Raw genomic sequence first — 19,031 nt, forward strand, 5'->3', positions numbered from 1 at the left:
ACTTAGCCCCCCATCCGGGATTCAATCCGTTCGACCATTTGCACCGGCACCTGAGGTTTGTCCAACTGCCCCAAAATCCGCGATTTCGCCTCGGCTGGCATCCGGTTATTGGCCTCAACAAAGGCACGGATTTTTTCGCGCCGCTCGTCGGTAAGCTCAACCATCTCTGGCCCGGCGGCGGGTTTGGGCGCGTCTTTGCGGATCGGTTTGACGCGAATACCGGCGCCCAAAAGCGGCGTGCGTTCGGCCACAACTTCGCGGCCCTCTAATTCACGCGCCCGGATCAACACATCGTCGCCCTGTCGGCGCAACATCGTAACGGGAACAACCTCAAGCCGGTCATCGGCCCCAATCGCAAGAACCTCAGACGCGGCATTCAGCGCCGAAGACGGCAAACGCACCACACGTCTCAGCTCCTGTTCCTGCAGCTTCACAGTCACAAAATCACCGGGTTTGAACCCGCGTGGCGTATCAAGATCGGCAAACAGCAATCGCCCTGTCTGCCCTTCACCAACCGCAGCCCCCTCGCGGCTTAGCTTGCCGCTGGTGATGATATTGGTGCCAAACACGTCAAGGCTCACATTCACCGGGGCGACACGCAAATCACCGTTTTCATCAAGCAAACGCGCGTATTGCTGGGTCGACACACGAAACGCCACCTCAAGCAAATCCGGATCCACCAATTGCGCCAAACGCTCGTTGGCCGACACCAAACGCCCCGCCACAACGGTCACATCCGACAAGGTTCCGGAAAACTCGGCCCGAATTTCCGTATCTTGCAAAAGACGCTCCGCCTCTTCCTTGGCGATACCGGCGCGGCGCAAACGGGTCACGGCCTGATCAATCCGCGCCTCGGCGGTGGCCACAGCGCGACGATGAGTCAACACCGCTTGGCGCGCCGAAGATAGCGCCAATTCCGCCGTTTCCACCGAAGCTGCTGTACCGACATTGCGGTCTTTCAAATCCTGTTGGCGCTTTAATGCGTTTTCACGCAATCCAACCTGCTCTTGGGCCGCGGCCAACTCGTCCTGCGCCAGTCCAAGCGCCCGCGTCGCTTCGCGTTGTTCAGCTTCGGCATCCAAAAGGTCGCTCTCGGCACGGTCCAAATTGAACTGCGCGCTCGCCTGATCCACCTGTGCCAAAAGCTGCCCGGCCTGTACGCGCCCACCTTCGACAAAAACCGGATCCAGTGACAACAAAGCACCGCCCACCGCCGCGCGCAATTCAAGCGTCCGACGGCTATGCACCTCACCAAAGGTTGACAGCTCTGGCACCACAGGACCCGAAACCACCGGCACAACATTGACCGCAAACACCCGTTCACGGGCCGGACGCGACCGCGGTTCTTCGTCCAAACGGGCCTGCACGGCATCGCGCACCATGATGCCCGCATAGGCCAACATGCCCAGCGCCAAAGACACTAGGAACAGGCCAGTCAGGCTTTTGCGTAGAAAACGCATGGCTTTCCTCACTGCGAACGGTTTCTTTAAATGTAGCGGCTAGGCGAAAGATTCCAAGCAGCTCAGGCTTATACGCGGCTTCCCGCTACTTCCGTCGCTGATGTTCGTCCAAACGTGGAAAAATTTCGACAAAGTTGCAGGGTCGATGCCGATAATCGAGCTGAAGCACTAAAATTTCGTCCCACGCATCTTTGCAAGCCCCCGGACTTCCGGGCAAAGCAAAGAGATATGTGCCCCCCGCGACGCCCCCCGTGGCCCGGCTTTGAACCGCCGATGTGCCGATTTTCTGCATCGACACTATGGTGAAAACGGTGCCAAAGGCCTCGATCTCTTTTTCATAGACGTCGCGGTGGGCTTCGACCGTGACGTCACGCCCGGTCAAACCGGTGCCGCCGGTCGAAATGATCACGTCGATGTCTTTGTCCGCGATCCAATCGCGCAACTGCGCCGAAATCATATCGCGCTCATCCTGCACAATCTTGCGATCGGCCAAGACATGCCCCGCCTTTTCCAACCGGGCCACCAACGTATCGCCCGACCGATCCTCGGCCAGCTGTCGAGTGTCGCTAACTGTTAACACAGCGATACGGACCGGGATAAACTCTTTGCTCTCGTCAATGCGGGACATGGGATTCCTCAGAAACAGGGGTTGGCCACGACAAATCGCGGCGTTTTAAGCAAATCGGGTAAATTGACCGCCGTATTGCGCGCCAGTCGGATCACATCGGTTTCGAGCCGTTTTGGGCAGGCCCCATATTGATCTGTGACGATCTGCTCAAACACATCTTTGCCGCGCGCGGCGTGCTCTTCAATGCGGCGCTTTTGCGTGTCCTCAGACAACGGCGGATAGGAATTGGCCAATTCGAACGCCATCAACTTTTGATCTACGTCCTTCACAAGCTCAATTTGTGACGCCGGAAAGATCTCGGTGCAAATTTCGGCGACCGCGCGCAGGTTGGTGATGACTTTGGCGGCACATCCAACCGACCCTTGGTCGGACCAATCCACCCCCCAGTTGTACCATTTGCCGTCTTCTTTGGCGCGGTACAGGGTGACGTTCCCGGCGGTCGTCAGGCTATGCAGCCCCTTGTCGTCAACCGACACTTCATCGGCGCGATCCGCAAATAGGGCATCATAGTCGATCCCTTGAGACCAAGCAGGAGAGGCCAGAGCCAATATCCCCCAAACAAGACATGTTTTGTACATATTGCCTATAGTGCCAGCCGAACCGCCAGCCCTCCAAAGAGTGTTGCGGTGATCCACCGCGTAAGCCGTTCCGTCATGCTTCCGTTCGTCAATCGATGGCGCAGATTTCCGGCAAATTGCCCAACCAAGCCGTTTACGATCAACCCACCTGCCGCAAGCATCACGCCAAAAATCAAGAACTGCGGAAGAACCGCGCGGCTTGGGTCAACGAATTGCGGAACAAAGGCGAGGATGAACAAGATCACCTTGGGATTTGTTAGGTTGACCACAAACCCTTGCCACGCCGCTCGGCGCGGCGTTAGCGGTTTTGCATCCGCTGAACCAATTGGGGTACGCAGGGTTTTCCAAGCAATATAAAGGAGATAGGAAACGCCAGTCCAGCGGATGACGTCAAAGGCTCCGGGATGAGCATCCACCAATGCCCCAAGACCGATCCCCGCCAAAAACGTGTGCACAAAGGCCCCAGCCGAGACCCCAGCCGACGCTGCCCAACCGGGCCGAGCCCCGCCGCGCAACCCTTGGGAAAGGCAAAACAGCATATCCGCGCCCGGCGTGATATTCAGCGCAAGTCCGACCGGGATAAAGGTAAGTAAAACAATGGGGTCAATGATCATTTCAGCCCCTTCAACTTGGCCTGCACCTCAAGCAAATCCGCCCAAGTATCGCGTTTTGCAGCCGGATTTCGCAAAAGATAAGCCGGGTGAAACATCGGGATTGCCGGTTTGCCCTCGGCCTGACCCCACTGGCCCCGCAACCGGGTGATCCCGCGTTTACCCAACAAGGCCTGACAAGAAATATTTCCCACGATGACAAGGACTTCTGGCTTCGCCAAGGCGATGTGGCGTTGTAAAAACGGCAACATCATTGCGATTTCTTCGGGCTTGGGGTCGCGGTTTTGCGGTGGCCGCCAAGGCAAAACATTGGTGATATAGGCGTTTTCATCGCGCGATAGACCAATTGCCGCTAGCATTTTATCCAACAACTGTCCGGCACGGCCGACAAAGGGTTTGCCTTGCAAATCCTCGTCGCGACCCGGCGCTTCGCCAACGAACATCACCTTGGACCCGGCGACACCATCGGCAAAAACCAAGTTGCGCGCGCCTTTCTTCAACGGACAATGTGGATAGGCCGCCATCGCCGCCTCCAGCGCCGCTAAATCGGGCGCGGCTTGCGCCGCCTTCACCGCTTCTTCGATCGGATCGATCCGGGTTTCTACAATCCTAACAGGGGCTTGGCCACCTTGGGGTTGCGCCCGCGCGGCCTCGGCCTTGGCGCGTGCCTCTTCCTCGGCTGCAAACCGATCTACGGGCGTGGCAAGGATCGCCTCGTCCACTCCCATCTCCGCCTGCCACTCGAGCATGGCGCGCGCCGTATGCCAATCAATCGCCGATTCCATGCGCGCACCCTACCCGCGCTTGGCACCAGAGGAAACGGTAAGAAACACTGTGACGCTCGGGGGAGGGTGGGTGGGCCGAGTGTCACAGTGTTTCTGAGCCCTTGCCCCCACGTCCCGCCCTTTCTATGAAGGCTCAAACCGTCAGGGAGTTCTACATGCGTTTCGACCAGCGCCACCTTCTCGGCATTGAGCCGCTTCGCCCCGACGAGATCACCACGATCCTCGATCTGGCCGACCAATACGTCACCTTCAACAGAAGCCGCGACAAACATGCCAATGCGCTTGCCGGGCTAACGCAAATCAACATGTTTTTCGAAAACTCTACCCGCACGCAGGCGAGTTTTGAGATTGCCGGAAAACGTCTTGGCGCGGATGTGATGAATATGGCGATGCAGGCCAGCTCGATCAAAAAGGGCGAAACCCTGATCGACACGGCCATGACGCTCAACGCCATGCACCCCGATCTTTTGGTGGTGCGGCACCCGCATTCCGGCGCGGTGGACCTTTTGTCGCAAAAGGTGAATTGCGCGGTCCTGAATGCCGGTGATGGCAAACACGAACACCCGACCCAAGCGCTTTTGGATGCGCTGACCATCCGTCGCGCCAAGGGCCGATTGCACCGCCTCAACATCGCCATTTGCGGTGACATCGCCCATAGCCGCGTGGCGCGCTCCAACATCTTGCTGTTGCACAAGATGGAAAACCGCATCCGTCTGGTTGGTCCATCCACTTTGATGCCCTCGGGGATCGAGCATTTCGGCGTCGAAGTTTACGACGACATGCGCAAGGGCCTCGAAGATGTGGACGTTGTCATGATGCTACGCCTGCAACGCGAACGCATGGATGGCGGCTTTATTCCGTCAGAACGGGAATACTATCACCGTTATGGCTTGGACGCGGCCAAGCTCTCGGTTGCCAAAGACGATGCCATTGTGATGCACCCCGGCCCGATGAACCGCGGCGTAGAAATCGACGGCACCTTGGCCGATGACATTAACCGTTCGGTCATTCAGGATCAGGTCGAAATGGGTGTGGCCGTGCGCATGGCCGCAATGGACCTTTTGGCGCGCAACCTGCGGGCCAACCCCAAAGAGGTGATGGCCTGATGCAGATTGATGTAAACGGATCAGATCGCAGCACTTTGCGGGTCTTTCAGCTCGACCTTCCCGCCGAAGCCGTCGAACGGTTCACCGTGCAAGCGGGCACCGGGGAATGGCCGCTGAAATATGCGCTTGGGGCCACCACCCTGCGCAATGGCTTTGTAGATGTTGTTGATATTCGCGATCTCGAAAAGATGAGCGTGTCCAAATACCTTGCCGAGGCGCACAGCGCTGCTGGGGACGATTTCAAAGCCGACCGGTCGCGTCTGGATGCGTTGACCGGACACCTTGTCATTCTCCCAGCGCAGGCTTTTGACAACACTTCGCAAACCCTGACCATCGCCCCGCAGCTGCGCCTAATTGGGAGCTACGCCGAAGAGGCCGCCGCCACACGCGGCCCAAAACTGCGCAGCACATCCGCCAAAGGGCTAACCGGCCAAGGCGCGCCGATTGATCGCGAAAACAGAACATCTCTGTTTGTGCTCTTGGCCCTGATTGGGCTTGGCATTGTGGCCCTTTTGATAATGGCGGCGATCCTACGATGACAGTGTTTTCCCCAGACCGCGATACATATATCAAGACCCACAAGATCATGGGCGTTGTGGCCATGGCGCTTGGTTTTGCTGTGCTTTGGATTGCTGGCAATCCGCATGCTTGGACCGGCCTGATTGGTGGGGCTGCTGCCGTTGCCTTGCGCGGCTGGTACCTCAAGGACGAAGAGCTTGGCCATGATTGGGTGATGGAAGACGGGGCGTTGAATGGCCCCGGTGGGCGTCGGGTTTTCCTCGCCGATTTGGTCAAGGTCAAAACCATCGGCTCGGCTGTTCAGCTGATCAACACCGCCGGTGACAAACACCTGATCAAGTTTCAGGCCGACCCAGAGGCCACGATCAACAAAATCAACGCCGCCCGCTCTGCCGTGGGAGAGACGACATGACCAAGACCCTCATCACCAATGCCAAACTGATTGATCCCGAAGCCGATAGCGTCTCACCCGGTGCGATTTTGATCGAAAACGGTGTGATTGCTGAACGTTTTGACACCCCGGCCCCGGATGTTGCGGGCGCAGATATTGTTGACGCGGGCGGAAAATGTTTGGCCCCCGGTATTGTCGATATCGGTGTCAAAGTCGGTGAACCCGGCGAGCGTCACAAGGAAAGCTATGGCACCGCCGGGCTTGCGGCGGCGGCTGGCGGGGTGACGACGATTGTTACCCGCCCCGACACAACCCCCTGTATCGACACGCCCGAGGCGCTGGAATTTATCCGTCGCCGCGCCAATGAGGCCGCGCCGGTGCATGTCTTGCCCATGGCCGCCTTGACCAAGGGCCGCGATGGTCGCGAGATGACCGAGTTTGGGTTCCTCATGGACGCCGGGGCCGTGGCTTTTACCGATTGTGACAACGTCGTTGGCGACACCAAGGTTCTGGCCCGCGCCATGACCTACGCCCAAAGCCTTGATGCGCTTGTTATGGGCCACCCTCAGGAGCCGACGCTGTCCAAAGGCGCGGCGGTGAGTTCCGGCAAATTCGCCACGCTGCGCGGCCTTCCGGCCGTGTCACCAATGGCCGAACGCATGGGGTTGGATCGCGACATCGCCTTGGTCGAAATGACCGGCGCGCGCTATCATGCCGACGTGATTACCGCTGCCCGCGCCTTGCCCTCGCTTGAGCGGGCCAAGCGCAATGGTTTTGACGTGACCGCAGGCACCTCGATGCACCACCTCACCTTGAACGAGCTGGACGTCGCCGATTATCGCACCTTCTTTAAGGTCAAACCGCCACTTCGTTCCGAAGATGACCGTCAGGCGATTGTGGCCGCCGTGCGCGACGGATTGATTGACATCATTGGCTCGTTCCACACTCCGCAGGACGAAGAGAGCAAGCGCCTTCCTTATGAAGAGGCCGCAAGCGGGGCCGTGGGCCTTGAAACCATGTTGCCGGTTCTTCTCCGCCTCTATCATTCTGGTGAGCTTGAGCTACCGACCCTTTTCCGCGCCTTGTCTTTGAACCCGGCCAAACGGCTTGGGCTTGATGCCGGGCGCCTGGCCAAGGGTGCACCTGCGGATCTGGTCTTGTTTGACGCGGACAAACCCTTTGTTCTGGATCGGTTCAAACTGAAATCGAAATCCAAAAACACCCCCTTTGATAGCGCGCGACTTCAGGGCAAGGTGCTTGGCACATGGGTCTCTGGCCAGCGGGTCTTTGAGGCCTAAGCGAAGGAAAAGACAATGTTCAACACCGATCCGACCACCATCGTGATTTGGGCGCTCTTTGGCTATCTCTTAGGGTCAGTACCCTTTGGGATTGTGATCACCCGGCTGTTTGGTCTTGGCGATCTGCGCAAAATCGGATCGGGAAACATCGGCGCGACCAATGTTTTGCGCACCGGTAACAAACCCGCCGCTCTGGCAACTTTGATATTGGATTCCTCCAAGGGCGCGATTGCGGTTTTGATCGCACAGGCCGTAACCGGCGACACATCCGCGATGCAGATCGCCGGGTTTTCCGCGTTCGTCGGCCATTGCTATCCGGTCTGGCTCAAATTCAAAGGTGGCAAAGGGGTCGCAACCTATCTGGGTGTTGTGCTGGCGATTAGCCTCCCGGTGGGTTTGCTATGCTGTGCGACTTGGGCGGTTGCCTTTGCCGTCACACGCATTTCATCGGTTGGGGCGCTCACGGCGGCTTTGTCCACGACCATCTGGATGGTTTTCATGGGGCGCGGCGATCTGTTCTTGATGGGGCTTTTGTTGACCATGCTTATCTTTTGGCGTCACCGCGAAAATCTTGCCCGCCTCAAAGACGGGACAGAACCGAAAGTTGGTCAAAAGAAATAGGGCCAAAGCAATTTGGCCCCTTTCTGGATGTCTAAACCGTGGTGACCGCGGTCAAATGTGCGGCCAAGGCTTCGCTCACCGGTGCCGGGTGGCTAATGGGCAGCATATGCCCGGCCTCTTCTACCACCACTTCATGCGCCTGCGGAATCCGCGACATGAGATTGGCATGGATTTGCTCCATAACAGGCTGCGATTGACCGCCGCGCAAAAACGTCACCGGCATCGATAGGTTTTCGAGTCGACCCTGTGTCAACAAGCCACAGGAATCCTCCGTCAGGCTTGCCTCTGAGGCTGCGACCATCGGCATAAGACCAACAATCGCCTGTTGCGCCGATTTCGGTACGCTTTCCCACGACGCCCCACCACCCCAAGCGCCATAAAACGCAAGGGCCATGGCACTCCAATCTTCTGCGTCACGCGCCTCAAGGTAAGGGCGCATGAGGTCTCGGTAGATCTCATAGGTCGGGGTATTTTTGGCGGCGGCAAACAACACCGGTTCGATCATCGTAAGCGACAGCACTTTGTCCGGGGCCTCAAGGGCAAGCCGCAAAGCCACCGTTGCCCCAAAACTATGTCCAACAAGGTGGCATGCATCACCTATCAACGGTCGAACGCCTTCGGTCACCGCATCATGAACGTCCCCTTGGCCATCCCAAGGCACAGACCGGCCATGACCGGGCATATCCGGGGCAAACCCTGTCACCCTATCCGCCAACGGGCCAACAACCGATTTCCACACTCCGCCATGCGCGAGTGAGCAATGTACAAAAAGGGCCGTTTCCGGCCCCTTTCCAAACTGCGTAACGTTCAACTTGGTCAAAGATCGCCCGCCAAATGCGCGTCCAAATCATCGAGGCGGTCCTGACCCCAAAAGCGTTGATCCCCGTCTACGATAAAGAAGGGCGACCCAAAGACACCATTGTTCACCGCCTCTTCGAGGTTGCTGGCGTATGTTTCAGCGCCGGTTAGCAAACCACTATCGGCGAGCTTGGGGTCAAAACCAGCGGCCTCAAGGGCGGATTTCACCACCTCATCCGTGGCGATGTCTTTCTCCTCAACCCAACAGGCGCGGAAAATCCCTTGGACCAGCTTGCCCATATCACCACCACCAGCGTTTTGGGCCGCAATGATTGCATAAGAGGCCGGAGCGCCATTTGTTGGCCAAAAGGCCGGCTTGGGCGTCAACTCCATACCGGTCTTTTTCTTGGCCCGAAGCAGTTCTTGCATCCGATATTCCATACGGCTTGGATGACGATCCTTGGGCAATGTGCCACCCGTCCGCCCGAACAACTGACCAATATCCAGAGGTTTATAGGTGAGGCTGGCCCCGTGTTTAGCGGCGATTTCTTCGACTCTGGAACCGCAAAGATAGGCCCATGGGGACAGAGTCGTGAAATAGTAATCGATATGAGCCAATGCTCTTCTCCTGATGGTGTTGCTGGTGTGAATGCTAAGCGCATGTTAAGGCGACCGCAACGTCACGAATCCGTCATCTTCCGGAGCCCCACTCATGCCTACTGTCGTTGAACCCAAAATCATCTCAGGCAATGCCAATCGCCCCTTGGGCGAGGCCGTTGCCCGCCGCATGTCGCTTTATCGCGGCATGAGCGTTAACCTAGTTGACGCGCGTATCGAACGCTTTAACGACGGCGAAGTTTTCGTCGAAGTGTTCGAAAACGTTCGCGGCGAAGACATGTACATCATGCAAAGCACGTCGAACCCAGCCAATGACAACCTGATGGAGTTGTTGGTCATGGCTGATGCGCTGCGCCGCTCATCTGCTGCGCGGATCACTGCTGTGATGCCCTATTTCGGCTATGCCCGTCAGGATCGCCGCACCAAGGCCCGCACGCCCATCACTGCCAAGCTCGTCGCCAATATGATCGCCGAAGCCGGGATCGAACGGGTTTTGACCATGGACCTGCACGCCGCGCAGATCCAGGGCTTTTTCGACATTCCAGTCGACAACCTCTATGCCTCGCCGATCTTCGCGCTCGACATCAAGAAACAGTTCGAAGGTCAGCTTGAGGACGTGATGGTGGTGTCACCAGACGTTGGCGGCGTGGCCCGTGCCCGTGAATTGGCCAAACGCATCAACGCCCCGCTGTCGATCGTTGATAAACGCCGCGAAAAACCCGGCGAGATCGCGGAAATGACCGTGATCGGCAACGTTGAAGGCAAGAAATGTATCATCGTTGATGACATGTGCGACACCGCCGGCACGCTTTGCAAAGCGGCTGAGGTGATCCTTGAGCACGGTGCCACCGAAGTGCACGCCTATATCTCGCACGGTGTGATGTCCGGCCCTGCGGTTGATCGCGTCACCAAATCAGTGCTCAAAACGCTGGTTCTAACCGATTCGATCCAACCAACCGATGCCATCAAAGGCGCTGCGAACATTCGCGTTCTGCCAACCGCACCGCTGTTTGCGCAATCGATCCTGAATATTTGGAATGGCACCTCGGTGTCGTCGCTGTTTGAAACAGATGTGTTGGGGCCGATCTACGAAGGTATCTTGTAAGATTTGACCGAGGTCATGGCCTAAATCGCCGGACCTGACACAGTACAAAGACCGGCGCGCCACTTGCGGCGCGCCTTTTTTGTTGGAGGTCGACATGAAACCTACCATTGCCGCCATGTTCGGATTTGCTGTGGTGCTTGGAGCAAGCATCGGCCACGCCCAACAGATCGATCCTCATGCCTTGTATGAAAGCAAATGCGGAACCTGCCACGTTCCCCATGCCGGAGAGTTTGTAGGTCAAAGCGTTATGGTCGATGGGACAGAGTTGATCGGAAAATCAACGCAAATTCCGGTGCGCACGTTCCTGCAAACCGGTCACGGGCGATTGTCAGACAGCGAAATCGACACAATGATGGATCACTTGGAGACCATCCAAGACAGCGGCCAGCTTTTCATTCGCAAATGCACAATTTGCCACGGACGCGCCGTTGTGTTGTCTGAGCTGAACCTGATCATGAAGGATGGCGAACCTTGGGGCCGCTACACAGGCCGCAAGATCGAAGACTTTCTACAGGATCACGGCCGTCTGACCCAAGACGAGATTCCGATCATCATGGGGGCGTTTGTGCGTCAACTCGTTCCTGCCGACGGCGTCGAAAACTAGGTTTAATACAGTTCCCAATCATCATCCGACGCCACTTCACCAATCGCGGTCCAGCTCATGCGGACACGGGCGACGCGTGTATCAGACCAGGTGCGAAACACCAGGTCACAGCCCTTTTCGGTGATCTTGTCGGCGGTGATGTCGGCGCGCACATTGGCCCCTTGATCCATGTCCCACAGGGACAAGGTGACCTGAACGGTAGGAATGCTGCGAAACGGCTCCGAGAACTTGACCTTTTTGCGCCGCTCACGAGAGCCGTGGCCAGTCCACATGTCGCCACCCGATGCGAAATCGGAAAAGACTTCTTCGTTGCCTTGATCCACCCCGATGAGTGAGCCCACATATTTGCGCATAGTCGTTCTCTTACGTTACTGCCGGGGCGTCCGCCTTTCCCGTCAAACGGGTATATCGCCCTTCGCCCCTAAAAGGGAATGCCAAAGAGTGGTTTCAAAAGCGTTGCCATTCACCTTGTGGCGCTTTTGGCATATACATCTTGGCCTTTGCGCTATATAGGCCAGCCCTTAGCCCCCTCCTCCGCTGAAAGATTCCCTGATGATTGCCCCATTGCAAGATGCCTTAACCGAACGCGGTTACGACACCCTGACAGACGTTCAAACCGCCTGTTCCAACCCTGACCTCGAAGGCAAAGATCTGCTCGTCTCTGCCCAAACCGGATCGGGTAAGACTGTCGGCTTTGGTTTGGCGATTGCGCCAACTCTGCTGGGTGATGCTGTGCATATGGGCCGCGCCGAAGCGCCGGTTGCTTTGGTCATAGCACCAACCCGCGAACTGGCCCTTCAGGTTAAGCGTGAGTTGACATGGCTCTATGCCAAAACCGGTGCCTGGATCGCGTCCTGTGTTGGGGGCATGGATATGCGCGAGGAACGCCGGGCACTGTCACGCGGGGCACATATTGTTGTCGGCACACCGGGGCGTTTGCGCGACCACATTGAACGTGGGTCGTTGCAGATGGACCAACTCAAAGCGGTGGTGCTAGACGAAGCGGACGAGATGCTCGACCTTGGGTTTCGCGAAGATCTGGAATTCATGCTGGGCGAAGCCCCGGAAGATCGTCGCACCTTGATGTTCTCGGCCACCGTGTCGCCGATGATTGCCAAGCTGGCCAAGAACTTCCAAAACGATGCGGAACGCATTTCCACCGTATCCGGCAAAGAACAGCACGCCGATATTACTTATCAAGCTGTCCGCGTGGCCCAGCAGGACGCGGAACATGGCATTATCAATATTCTGCGCTACCACGAAGCTGAAAAAGCTATCGTATTCGCCAACACCCGCGCCGCAGTCAACCGTCTGACCGCGCGCTTTTCCAACCGTGGTTTCGCGGTTGTGAGCCTCTCTGGTGAGTTGTCCCAGAATGAACGGACACACGCGCTCCAAGCGATGCGGGATGGTCGTGCACGCGTCTGTGTGGCCACGGACGTTGCGGCGCGTGGTATTGATTTGCCCAAACTGGAGCTGGTCATCCACGCCGACCTTCCTACCAACACCGAAGCCTTGCTGCACCGGTCCGGTCGGACGGGCCGTGCCGGTCAAAAAGGGATCTCGGCGCTTGTTGTAACCCCAAAGATCGCCAAAAAAGCCGAACGCCTGTTGAAATGGGCTAAGCTCAAGGCCGAATGGGTCGAAGCCCCAAGTGCCGAAGAGATCATGCGCAAAGACGAAGAGCGTCTTTTGACCGATCCAGTTTGGACCGAAGAGACTTCGGACGAGCAAAAAGAATTTTCGGCCAAGCTGCTTGAACTTCATACACCTGAAACCATCGCCGCCGCTTATCTGAAGCTATACCAATCGCGCAAATCGGCCCCAGAGGAATTGGCCGACCCCAATTCACGACCCGAGCGTAAGGAACGCAAAGAGCGAGCGCCATTTGGACCCTCGACGTGGTTCTCGGTTTCCGCCGGGCGCAAGGATCGTGCCGAGGCACGTTGGTTGTTGCCTTTGGTCTGTCGCGCTGGTGACATCACCAAGGATTCGATTGGCGCGATCCGCGTTCAAGAGAAAGAGACCTTTGTTGAATTGGCGCAACCTGCGGTGGCCGGTTTCCTAGATAAAGTTGGCGATGGTGGTGAACTTGAAGAAGGCATGACCATCCGCAAGCTCGACAAGGCACCTGACCTTGAGCGGGGCGGGCCACGCGGGCCAAAACCGGGCGGTGGCAAGCCCTTCCGAGGCCGCGATGATTCAGCGCCGCGGGGCGAGTATAAAGGCAAGCCAAAGCGCGATTTCGACGATCGCAAGCCAAAGTCCGACTACAAACCGCGCCGCGAAGACGACAAGCCGCGCGAGAAGCCTCACGTCAAGAAAAGCGGCAAAGCGGTTTGGGGTGGCGACGCGCAGGCGGCTGAGGCCGAGTTCCGCAAGCCACGCGAGCGTAACGATGACGCAGAGAAGCCTGCGAGCAAGGGGCCTCGGAAAGAGGGTGGTAAACCCTTTGTCAAATCCGATCGTAAACCCGATGGCAAACGGCCGGGCAAGCCCGGCGGTAAACCTGGCGACAAGCCATTTTCCAAAGGGCCAGGCGGAAAGCCCGGTGGCAAGCCATTTGCCAAGGGTCCCGGTGGAAAACCAAGCGGTAAACCTAAGGGCAAACCCGGTGCGGCATCATCCAGCAAGCGCCTAGGCCCGCCCCGCAAGGGTGGCGACGCACGCCCAACGCGCAAGAAGTAAGGCGTGGGAGCGAGGGGCCGGCCCCTCGCACACCCTTGAGTTTACTTGGCGAGATGACAGGGCAACGCCTTTGATTTAAACAGTTTCGAACAAGAAAAAGCCCCGGCCGCATCTCTGCGCCGGGGCTTTTTGTATCTATGCTGTGTCGCGCTCTTTACAAAGAGGCGGCTTTCGCTGTCAGGCCAACGGCACCAGCAATCGCAACCATGTCGTTCAGCAGCTTGGCTGCGTCATCCACGGAAGCACCGGCTTCTTTGGTCTGGGTATAGACGGCCTGGGCCTCATCTACCAATGCGTCATAGGTTGCCTGATCAACGTCGCCCTTAGGCAGCGCCTTTTCAGCCAATACCGACAGGCTTTCACCGATTTCGGCAAAGCCACCAGTGACCACAAATTCCTGAACGCCTTTGTCAGTGTCCACAGTCAGGACGCCGGGGCGCAGGGTGGTGATCAGCGGAGCGTGGTTCGGCATCGCGGTCAGGTCGCCATCGGCACCTGGGATCTGCACCGAGGTGACCTGCGCAGTGAGCAGGCTACGTTCGGGGCTAACCAGATCGAATTGCATCGTGTCTGCCATGTGTAACTCCTTTCATGCCGGGGAAGCAGCGGGTGCTTCCCCAAACAAGACTAGATTAGGCAGCTTCCGCAGCCAGCTTCTCGGCTTTGGCCAGCACTTCGTCAATGCCGCCAACCATGTAGAAGGCACCTTCTGGCAGGTGGTCATATTCACCGGCCACAACAGCTTTGAACGAGCTGATGGTATCTTCCAAAGGAACCTGAACACCGTCAGAGCCAGTGAAGACCTTCGCAACGTCGAACGGCTGCGAGAGGAAACGCTGGATCTTACGCGCACGGGCAACGGTCAGTTTGTCTTCTTCCGACAGTTCGTCCATGCCGAGGATCGCGATGATGTCCTGAAGCGACTTGTAACGCTGAAGGATACCCTGAACGTCACGAGCAACATTGTAGTGCTCCTCGCCAACGATCTGTGGGTCCATCAGGCGCGATGACGAATCGAGCGGGTCAACCGCTGGGTAGATGCCCAGCTCGGAGATCGCACGGTTCAGAACGGTTGTCGCGTCCAAGTGAGCAAAGGTGGTTGCAGGGGCAGGGTCGGTAAGGTCATCCGCCGGAACGTAAACAGCTTGGATCGAGGTGATCGAGCCGTTTTTGGTCGATGTAATCCGTTCCTGCATCGCACCCATGTCGGTGGCCAGTGTTGGCTGGTAGCCCACCGCCGAAGGAATACGACCGAGCAGAGCCGAAACCTCGGAACCCGCTTGGGTAAAGCGGAAGATGTTGTCAACGAAGAACAGAACGTCGGTACCGGATTGGTCACGGAACTGTTCCGCCAGGGTCAGACCTGTCAGAGCAACACGAGCACGCGCACCGGGAGGTTCGTTCATCTGGCCGTACACCAGAGCAACCTGCGATTCTTCCAGGTTGTCAGGCTTAATAACGTTGGATTCGATCATCTCGTGGTAAAGGTCGTTACCTTCACGCGTACGCTCACCAACACCCGCGAACACGGAATAACCCGAGTGCACTTTGGCGATGTTGTTGATCAGTTCCATGATCAGAACGGTTTTGCCAACACCGGCACCACCGAACAGACCAATTTTACCACCCTTCGCGTAAGGCGCGAGAAGGTCGATAACTTTGATGCCTGTTTCCAGAACTTCCGATTCAGTTGCCTGCTCGGAGAAATCTGGCGCTTCTTGGTGAATTGCACGGAATTCAGTGGCGTTCAGTGGCTCACCTTCGTCAACGGGTTCGCCGATAACGTTCAGGATGCGGCCCAATGTGGCGTTACCAACAGGAACCGAAATCGGTCCGCCGGTGTCTTCCACAGCTTGACCACGAACGAGACCTTCGGTCGCGTCCATAGCGATGCAGCGAACAGTACCTTCGCCGAGGTGCTGGGAGACTTCCAGTACCAGTTTCTTGCCGTTGTTTTCAGTGTTCAGGGCGTTCAGGATTTCCGGCAGTTGGTCGCCGAACTGAACGTCAACCACGGCGCCAATCACCTGCGTGATTTTGCCTTGTGCGTTAGCCATGTTTCTACTCCGGTTCTTAGAGCGCCTCGGCGCCCGAAATAATTTCGATCAGTTCGTTCGTGATGACGGCCTGACGCGAACGGTTAAACTGGATCGTGAGGTTGTCGATCATGTCACCAGCGTTACGTGTTGCGTTGTCCATGGCCGACATCCGGGCGCCCTGTTCCGAGGCACCATTTTCGAGCAAGCCCGAAAAAATCTGTGTCGCCACACCACGTGGCAGCAGGTCATTCAGAATGGCCTCTTCATCGGGCTCATAGTCATAGAGCGTCGATTCAGCACCCTCTTCCCCAGTGCTTTCATAAGCAGCGGGAATGATCTGCAGCGCAGTTGGGTCTTGGCTGATGACGGAGTTGAACTTCGAGAAGAAGATCGTCGCCACATCAAATTCATCTGCGTCAAAGCGTGTCAGAACATCGCGGGCGATATCCTGTGCATTGGCGTAACCAAGACGTTTGACCTCGGACAGGTCCACGTGGCCAACGAAGTTTGCTTCGTAGTCACGTTTCAGCTGTTCGCGGCCTTTTTTGCCAACAGTGAGAATTTTCACTGTTTTACCAGAGGCCAGCAACGCTTCGATGCGTGTGCGCGCAAGCTTGACGATGGAGCTGTTAAAGCCCCCGCACAGCCCACGCTCGGCGGTCATAACCACCAAGAGCTGTACGTCGTCTTTGCCTGTGCCCGCCAAAAGGCGAGGTGCACTATCGCTGGTGCCAACACCGGCAGCCAGCGATCCCATCACGGCGTTGAAGCGCGCGGCGTAGGGCCGCGCAGCTTCTGCGGATTCTTGGGCGCGACGCAATTTTGCTGCCGCGACCATCTGCATAGCCTTGGTGATCTTGCGGGTCGATTTGACCGACTCGATCCTGGTTTTTAGGTCCTTGAGATTCGGCATCTGCTCTCCTCCTTACGAGAAGTCAGCGGCGAAAGCATCCAGCGCAGCTTTGACCTTGTCTGCAAGCTCACCTTTAACCTTGCGGTCATTGTCGGTGATGTCAGCCAGCAAATCAGCGTGCTTGCCGCGCAGATGCGTCAGCAGACCAGCTTCGTAACGGCCAACGTCGCTTACGTCCACTTTGTCCAGGTAACCATTGGTACCGGCATAAATGGTGCAGACGATTTCAGCATTGGTCAGCGGCGAGTACTGGGCTTGCTTCATCAGCTCGGTCAGACGCGCACCACGTGCCAGCAGCTGCTGGGTTGCGGCGTCAAGGTCGGAACCAAACTGCGCAAAGGCAGCCATTTCGCGGTACTGAGCCAGCGAGAGCTTAACAGGGCCAGCAACCGAAGACATCGCTTTGGTCTGAGCCGAGGAGCCAACACGCGAAACCGACAGACCGGTGTTCACAGCAGGACGGATACCTTGGTAGAACAGTTCGGTTTCCAAGAATATCTGACCGTCGGTGATCGAAATCACGTTGGTTGGAATAAACGCGGAAACGTCACCACCTTGGGTTTCAATGATCGGCAGAGCGGTCAAAGAACCGGAACCGTTGTCTTCGTTCAGCTTGGCCGAACGTTCCAGCAGGCGCGAGTGGAGATAGAAAACGTCACCAGGATAGGCTTCACGTCCGGGTGGGCGACGCAGAAGCAGCGACATCTGACGATAAGACACAGCCTGCTTGGAGAGATCATCATAGATGATCAGCGCGTGGCGGCCATTGTCACGGAAGTGCTCGGCCATCGCGGTCGCGGCGTATGGTGCCAAGAACTGCATTGGTGCGGGGTCGGAAGCGGTCGCAGCAACAACGATCGAGTAGTCAATCGCGCCGGATTCTTCCAGCTTTTTCACCAGCTGAGCAACAGTCGAACGTTTCTGACCAACGGCAACATAGATGCAGTACAGCTTCTTGTTTTCGTCGTCGCCAGCAGCGTCGTTGTAGGATTTCTGGTTCAGGATCGCGTCCAGAGCAACGGCGGTTTTACCGGTCTGACGGTCACCAATGATCAGCTCACGCTGGCCACGGCCAATTGGGATCATCGCGTCAACGGCTTTGAGGCCAGTCGCCATCGGTTCGTGAACCGATTTACGTGGGATGATGCCTGGGGCTTTCTGGTCCGCGATGCGGCGCTCAGATGTTTTGATCGGACCTTTGCCATCGATCGGGTTACCCAGACCGTCAACAACGCGACCCAGAAGTTCGTCACCGGCGGGAACGTCCACAATGGACTTCGTACGCTTAACAGTGTCGCCTTCTTTGATGTCACGGTCGGACCCGAAGATAACGATACCGACATTGTCGGTTTCGAGGTTCAGGGCCATGCCCATGATACCACCGGGGAATTCGACCATTTCACCGGCCTGGATGTTGTCCAGACCGTGGACACGGGCAATACCGTCCCCCACGGAAAGCACACGACCAACCTCAGCAACTTCGGCATCTTGGCCAAAGTTCTTGATCTGGTCCTTTAGGATCGCAGAAATTTCTGCTGCTTGGATACCCATTTATCCGACCTCTTTCATTGCATTCTGGAGGGAGTTGAGCTTGGAGCGGATCGACGTGTCGATCATCTTCGAGCCCACCTTAACGACAAGACCGCCAATGAGGCTTTCATCGACGGTCGCATTGATTTTGACGTCTTTGCCAACGGAGGCTTTGAGCGTCTCGGCGAGTTTGACTGCCTGAGCATCGCTCAGCGCGGTGGCTGATGCGACGTCTGCGGTCACTTCGCCTTTTTCTTCTGCCAGCATATCGCGCAGAACGGCGATCAGCTGAGGCAGAACAAACAAACGGCGCTTTTCAGCCATCAGGCCCAGCGCGTTGGTGACGGCCGGGATAAGGCCCATCTTATTGGCAATTGCCGACACCGCCTGCCCTTGCTCTTCACGGCTGAAAACCGGCGACGAAATCAATTCGCGCAGGTCGGCGCTGTCATCCAGCGCAGCCGAAAGATCATCAAGGTTGGCTTCGAGCTTGGGGAGATTCTTATTCTCCTGAACAATCTCGAAGATGGCGGTGGCATAGCGCACGGCGATGCCGGAGGAAATCGATGCAGATTCTGACACGTCCACCCTTTCGATATTCAGCCCCCGTGACGCGACGGGGATCCGGCGCATCCGAGGGCAAGTCGAACTCTTGAAATGCTCCAAGAGACATAAATCGACGCGGATGTAACAGAGCTATTCGCACCTAGCAACATGCTAAGGCAATTTTAACTTTAGG

At 57.1% G+C, this 19,031-nt stretch carries 21 protein-coding genes; 8 read left to right on the plus strand and 13 right to left on the minus strand.

Going from position 1 to position 19,031, the window contains the following annotated elements; genetic code table 11:
- Nucleotides 1–2: 2 nt before the first annotated feature.
- The 5 genes from Q1A43_RS13485 to Q1A43_RS13505 all read right to left on the minus strand — a co-directional run bounded on the left by Q1A43_RS13485 (nt 3) and on the right by Q1A43_RS13505 (nt 4,062).
- Nucleotides 3–1,460 (minus strand): HlyD family efflux transporter periplasmic adaptor subunit, encoded by a 1,458-nt coding sequence (locus Q1A43_RS13485; protein WP_299926082.1) that lies wholly within the window; start codon nt 1,458–1,460, stop codon nt 3–5.
- Nucleotides 1,461–1,545: 85 nt separating this feature from the next.
- Nucleotides 1,546–2,088 (minus strand): molybdenum cofactor biosynthesis protein B, encoded by a 543-nt coding sequence (gene moaB, locus Q1A43_RS13490; RefSeq protein WP_299935955.1) that lies wholly within the window; start codon nt 2,086–2,088, stop codon nt 1,546–1,548.
- Nucleotides 2,089–2,096: 8 nt separating this feature from the next.
- Nucleotides 2,097–2,666, minus strand: coding sequence for a hypothetical protein (locus tag Q1A43_RS13495; RefSeq protein WP_299935957.1), 570 nt, complete (start codon nt 2,664–2,666; stop codon nt 2,097–2,099).
- Nucleotides 2,667–2,671: 5 nt separating this feature from the next.
- Nucleotides 2,672–3,280: a LysE family translocator gene (locus tag Q1A43_RS13500; RefSeq protein WP_299935960.1), complete on the minus strand. Its 609-nt coding sequence runs from the start codon at nt 3,278–3,280 to the stop codon at nt 2,672–2,674.
- Nucleotides 3,277–4,062 (minus strand): uracil-DNA glycosylase, encoded by a 786-nt coding sequence (locus tag Q1A43_RS13505; RefSeq protein WP_299935962.1) that lies wholly within the window; start codon nt 4,060–4,062, stop codon nt 3,277–3,279. The genes Q1A43_RS13500 and Q1A43_RS13505 overlap by 4 nt, the downstream gene beginning before the upstream one ends.
- Nucleotides 4,063–4,217: 155 nt before the next feature.
- Here Q1A43_RS13505 and Q1A43_RS13510 point away from each other — a divergent pair, with 155 nt between their 5' ends.
- The 5 genes from Q1A43_RS13510 to plsY are packed head-to-tail and all read left to right on the plus strand — an operon-like array spanning nt 4,218 to nt 7,997.
- Entirely contained in the window at nt 4,218–5,168 is a 951-nt protein-coding gene (locus Q1A43_RS13510) for an aspartate carbamoyltransferase catalytic subunit (RefSeq protein ID WP_299926067.1), read from the plus strand.
- Entirely contained in the window at nt 5,168–5,707 is a 540-nt protein-coding gene (locus Q1A43_RS13515) for an aspartate carbamoyltransferase catalytic subunit (RefSeq protein ID WP_299926064.1), read from the plus strand. The genes Q1A43_RS13510 and Q1A43_RS13515 overlap by 1 nt, the downstream gene beginning before the upstream one ends.
- Nucleotides 5,704–6,099, plus strand: coding sequence for a hypothetical protein (locus Q1A43_RS13520; protein ID WP_299935965.1), 396 nt, complete (start codon nt 5,704–5,706; stop codon nt 6,097–6,099). The genes Q1A43_RS13515 and Q1A43_RS13520 overlap by 4 nt, the downstream gene beginning before the upstream one ends.
- Nucleotides 6,096–7,376, plus strand: coding sequence for a dihydroorotase (pyrC, locus tag Q1A43_RS13525; RefSeq protein WP_299935968.1), 1,281 nt, complete (start codon nt 6,096–6,098; stop codon nt 7,374–7,376). The genes Q1A43_RS13520 and pyrC overlap by 4 nt, the downstream gene beginning before the upstream one ends.
- A gap of 15 nt (nt 7,377–7,391) precedes the next feature.
- Nucleotides 7,392–7,997 carry a glycerol-3-phosphate 1-O-acyltransferase PlsY gene (gene plsY, locus Q1A43_RS13530; RefSeq protein WP_299935970.1) on the plus strand — a complete coding sequence of 202 codons (606 nt, stop codon included), beginning with the start codon at nt 7,392–7,394 and terminating at the stop codon, nt 7,995–7,997.
- Between the two features lie 31 nt (nt 7,998–8,028).
- On the opposite strand, the gene Q1A43_RS13535 is transcribed toward plsY, so the two are convergent.
- Together Q1A43_RS13535 and Q1A43_RS13540 are read right to left on the minus strand one after the other, a co-directional pair.
- The gene (locus Q1A43_RS13535) at nt 8,029–8,817 is read right to left on the minus strand and encodes an alpha/beta hydrolase (protein WP_299935973.1); all 789 of its coding nucleotides are present in this window, start codon (nt 8,815–8,817) and stop codon (nt 8,029–8,031) included.
- The gene (locus Q1A43_RS13540) at nt 8,814–9,413 is read right to left on the minus strand and encodes a 2-hydroxychromene-2-carboxylate isomerase (protein ID WP_299926051.1); all 600 of its coding nucleotides are present in this window, start codon (nt 9,411–9,413) and stop codon (nt 8,814–8,816) included. Before Q1A43_RS13540 ends, Q1A43_RS13535 begins: the two co-directional genes overlap by 4 nt.
- Before the next feature lie 94 nt (nt 9,414–9,507).
- Between Q1A43_RS13540 and Q1A43_RS13545 the strand changes: the two genes are divergently transcribed.
- Together Q1A43_RS13545 and Q1A43_RS13550 are read left to right on the plus strand one after the other, a co-directional pair.
- Nucleotides 9,508–10,518, plus strand: a complete 1,011-nt coding sequence (locus Q1A43_RS13545) for a ribose-phosphate pyrophosphokinase (protein WP_299926048.1) — start codon at nt 9,508–9,510, stop codon at nt 10,516–10,518.
- 94 nt (nt 10,519–10,612) lie between these two features.
- A complete protein-coding gene (locus Q1A43_RS13550) occupies nt 10,613–11,122 on the plus strand; it encodes a hypothetical protein (protein WP_299935976.1) in 510 nt (169 codons plus the stop codon).
- A 2-nt stretch (nt 11,123–11,124) separates the two neighbouring features.
- Here the strand turns inward: Q1A43_RS13550 and Q1A43_RS13555 are convergent, their stop codons facing one another.
- Nucleotides 11,125–11,475 carry an H-type lectin domain-containing protein gene (locus Q1A43_RS13555; protein WP_299926042.1) on the minus strand — a complete coding sequence of 117 codons (351 nt, stop codon included), beginning with the start codon at nt 11,473–11,475 and terminating at the stop codon, nt 11,125–11,127.
- A 199-nt stretch (nt 11,476–11,674) separates the two neighbouring features.
- Here Q1A43_RS13555 and Q1A43_RS13560 point away from each other — a divergent pair, with 199 nt between their 5' ends.
- Complete coding sequence (locus tag Q1A43_RS13560; protein WP_299935978.1) at nt 11,675–13,810, plus strand: DEAD/DEAH box helicase; 2,136 nt, start codon at nt 11,675–11,677, stop codon at nt 13,808–13,810.
- 154 nt (nt 13,811–13,964) lie between these two features.
- On the opposite strand, the gene Q1A43_RS13565 is transcribed toward Q1A43_RS13560, so the two are convergent.
- From Q1A43_RS13565 to Q1A43_RS13585, 5 genes are read right to left on the minus strand one after another with little or no spacing between them, the layout of a single operon-like run.
- Nucleotides 13,965–14,387 (minus strand): F0F1 ATP synthase subunit epsilon, encoded by a 423-nt coding sequence (locus tag Q1A43_RS13565; protein WP_299935980.1) that lies wholly within the window; start codon nt 14,385–14,387, stop codon nt 13,965–13,967.
- Between the two features lie 55 nt (nt 14,388–14,442).
- Nucleotides 14,443–15,867: a F0F1 ATP synthase subunit beta gene (gene atpD / locus Q1A43_RS13570; protein WP_299926034.1), complete on the minus strand. Its 1,425-nt coding sequence runs from the start codon at nt 15,865–15,867 to the stop codon at nt 14,443–14,445.
- Between the two features lie 16 nt (nt 15,868–15,883).
- The gene (locus Q1A43_RS13575) at nt 15,884–16,762 is read right to left on the minus strand and encodes a F0F1 ATP synthase subunit gamma (protein WP_299935983.1); all 879 of its coding nucleotides are present in this window, start codon (nt 16,760–16,762) and stop codon (nt 15,884–15,886) included.
- Nucleotides 16,763–16,774: 12 nt separating this feature from the next.
- Nucleotides 16,775–18,313 carry a F0F1 ATP synthase subunit alpha gene (gene atpA, locus Q1A43_RS13580; protein WP_299926028.1) on the minus strand — a complete coding sequence of 513 codons (1,539 nt, stop codon included), beginning with the start codon at nt 18,311–18,313 and terminating at the stop codon, nt 16,775–16,777.
- Nucleotides 18,314–18,880: a F0F1 ATP synthase subunit delta gene (locus Q1A43_RS13585; protein WP_299926348.1), complete on the minus strand. Its 567-nt coding sequence runs from the start codon at nt 18,878–18,880 to the stop codon at nt 18,314–18,316.
- Nucleotides 18,881–19,031 lie beyond the last annotated feature (151 nt).

The organism is uncultured Pelagimonas sp., assembly GCF_947498515.1.
GTDB lineage: Bacteria > Pseudomonadota > Alphaproteobacteria > Rhodobacterales > Rhodobacteraceae > Pelagimonas.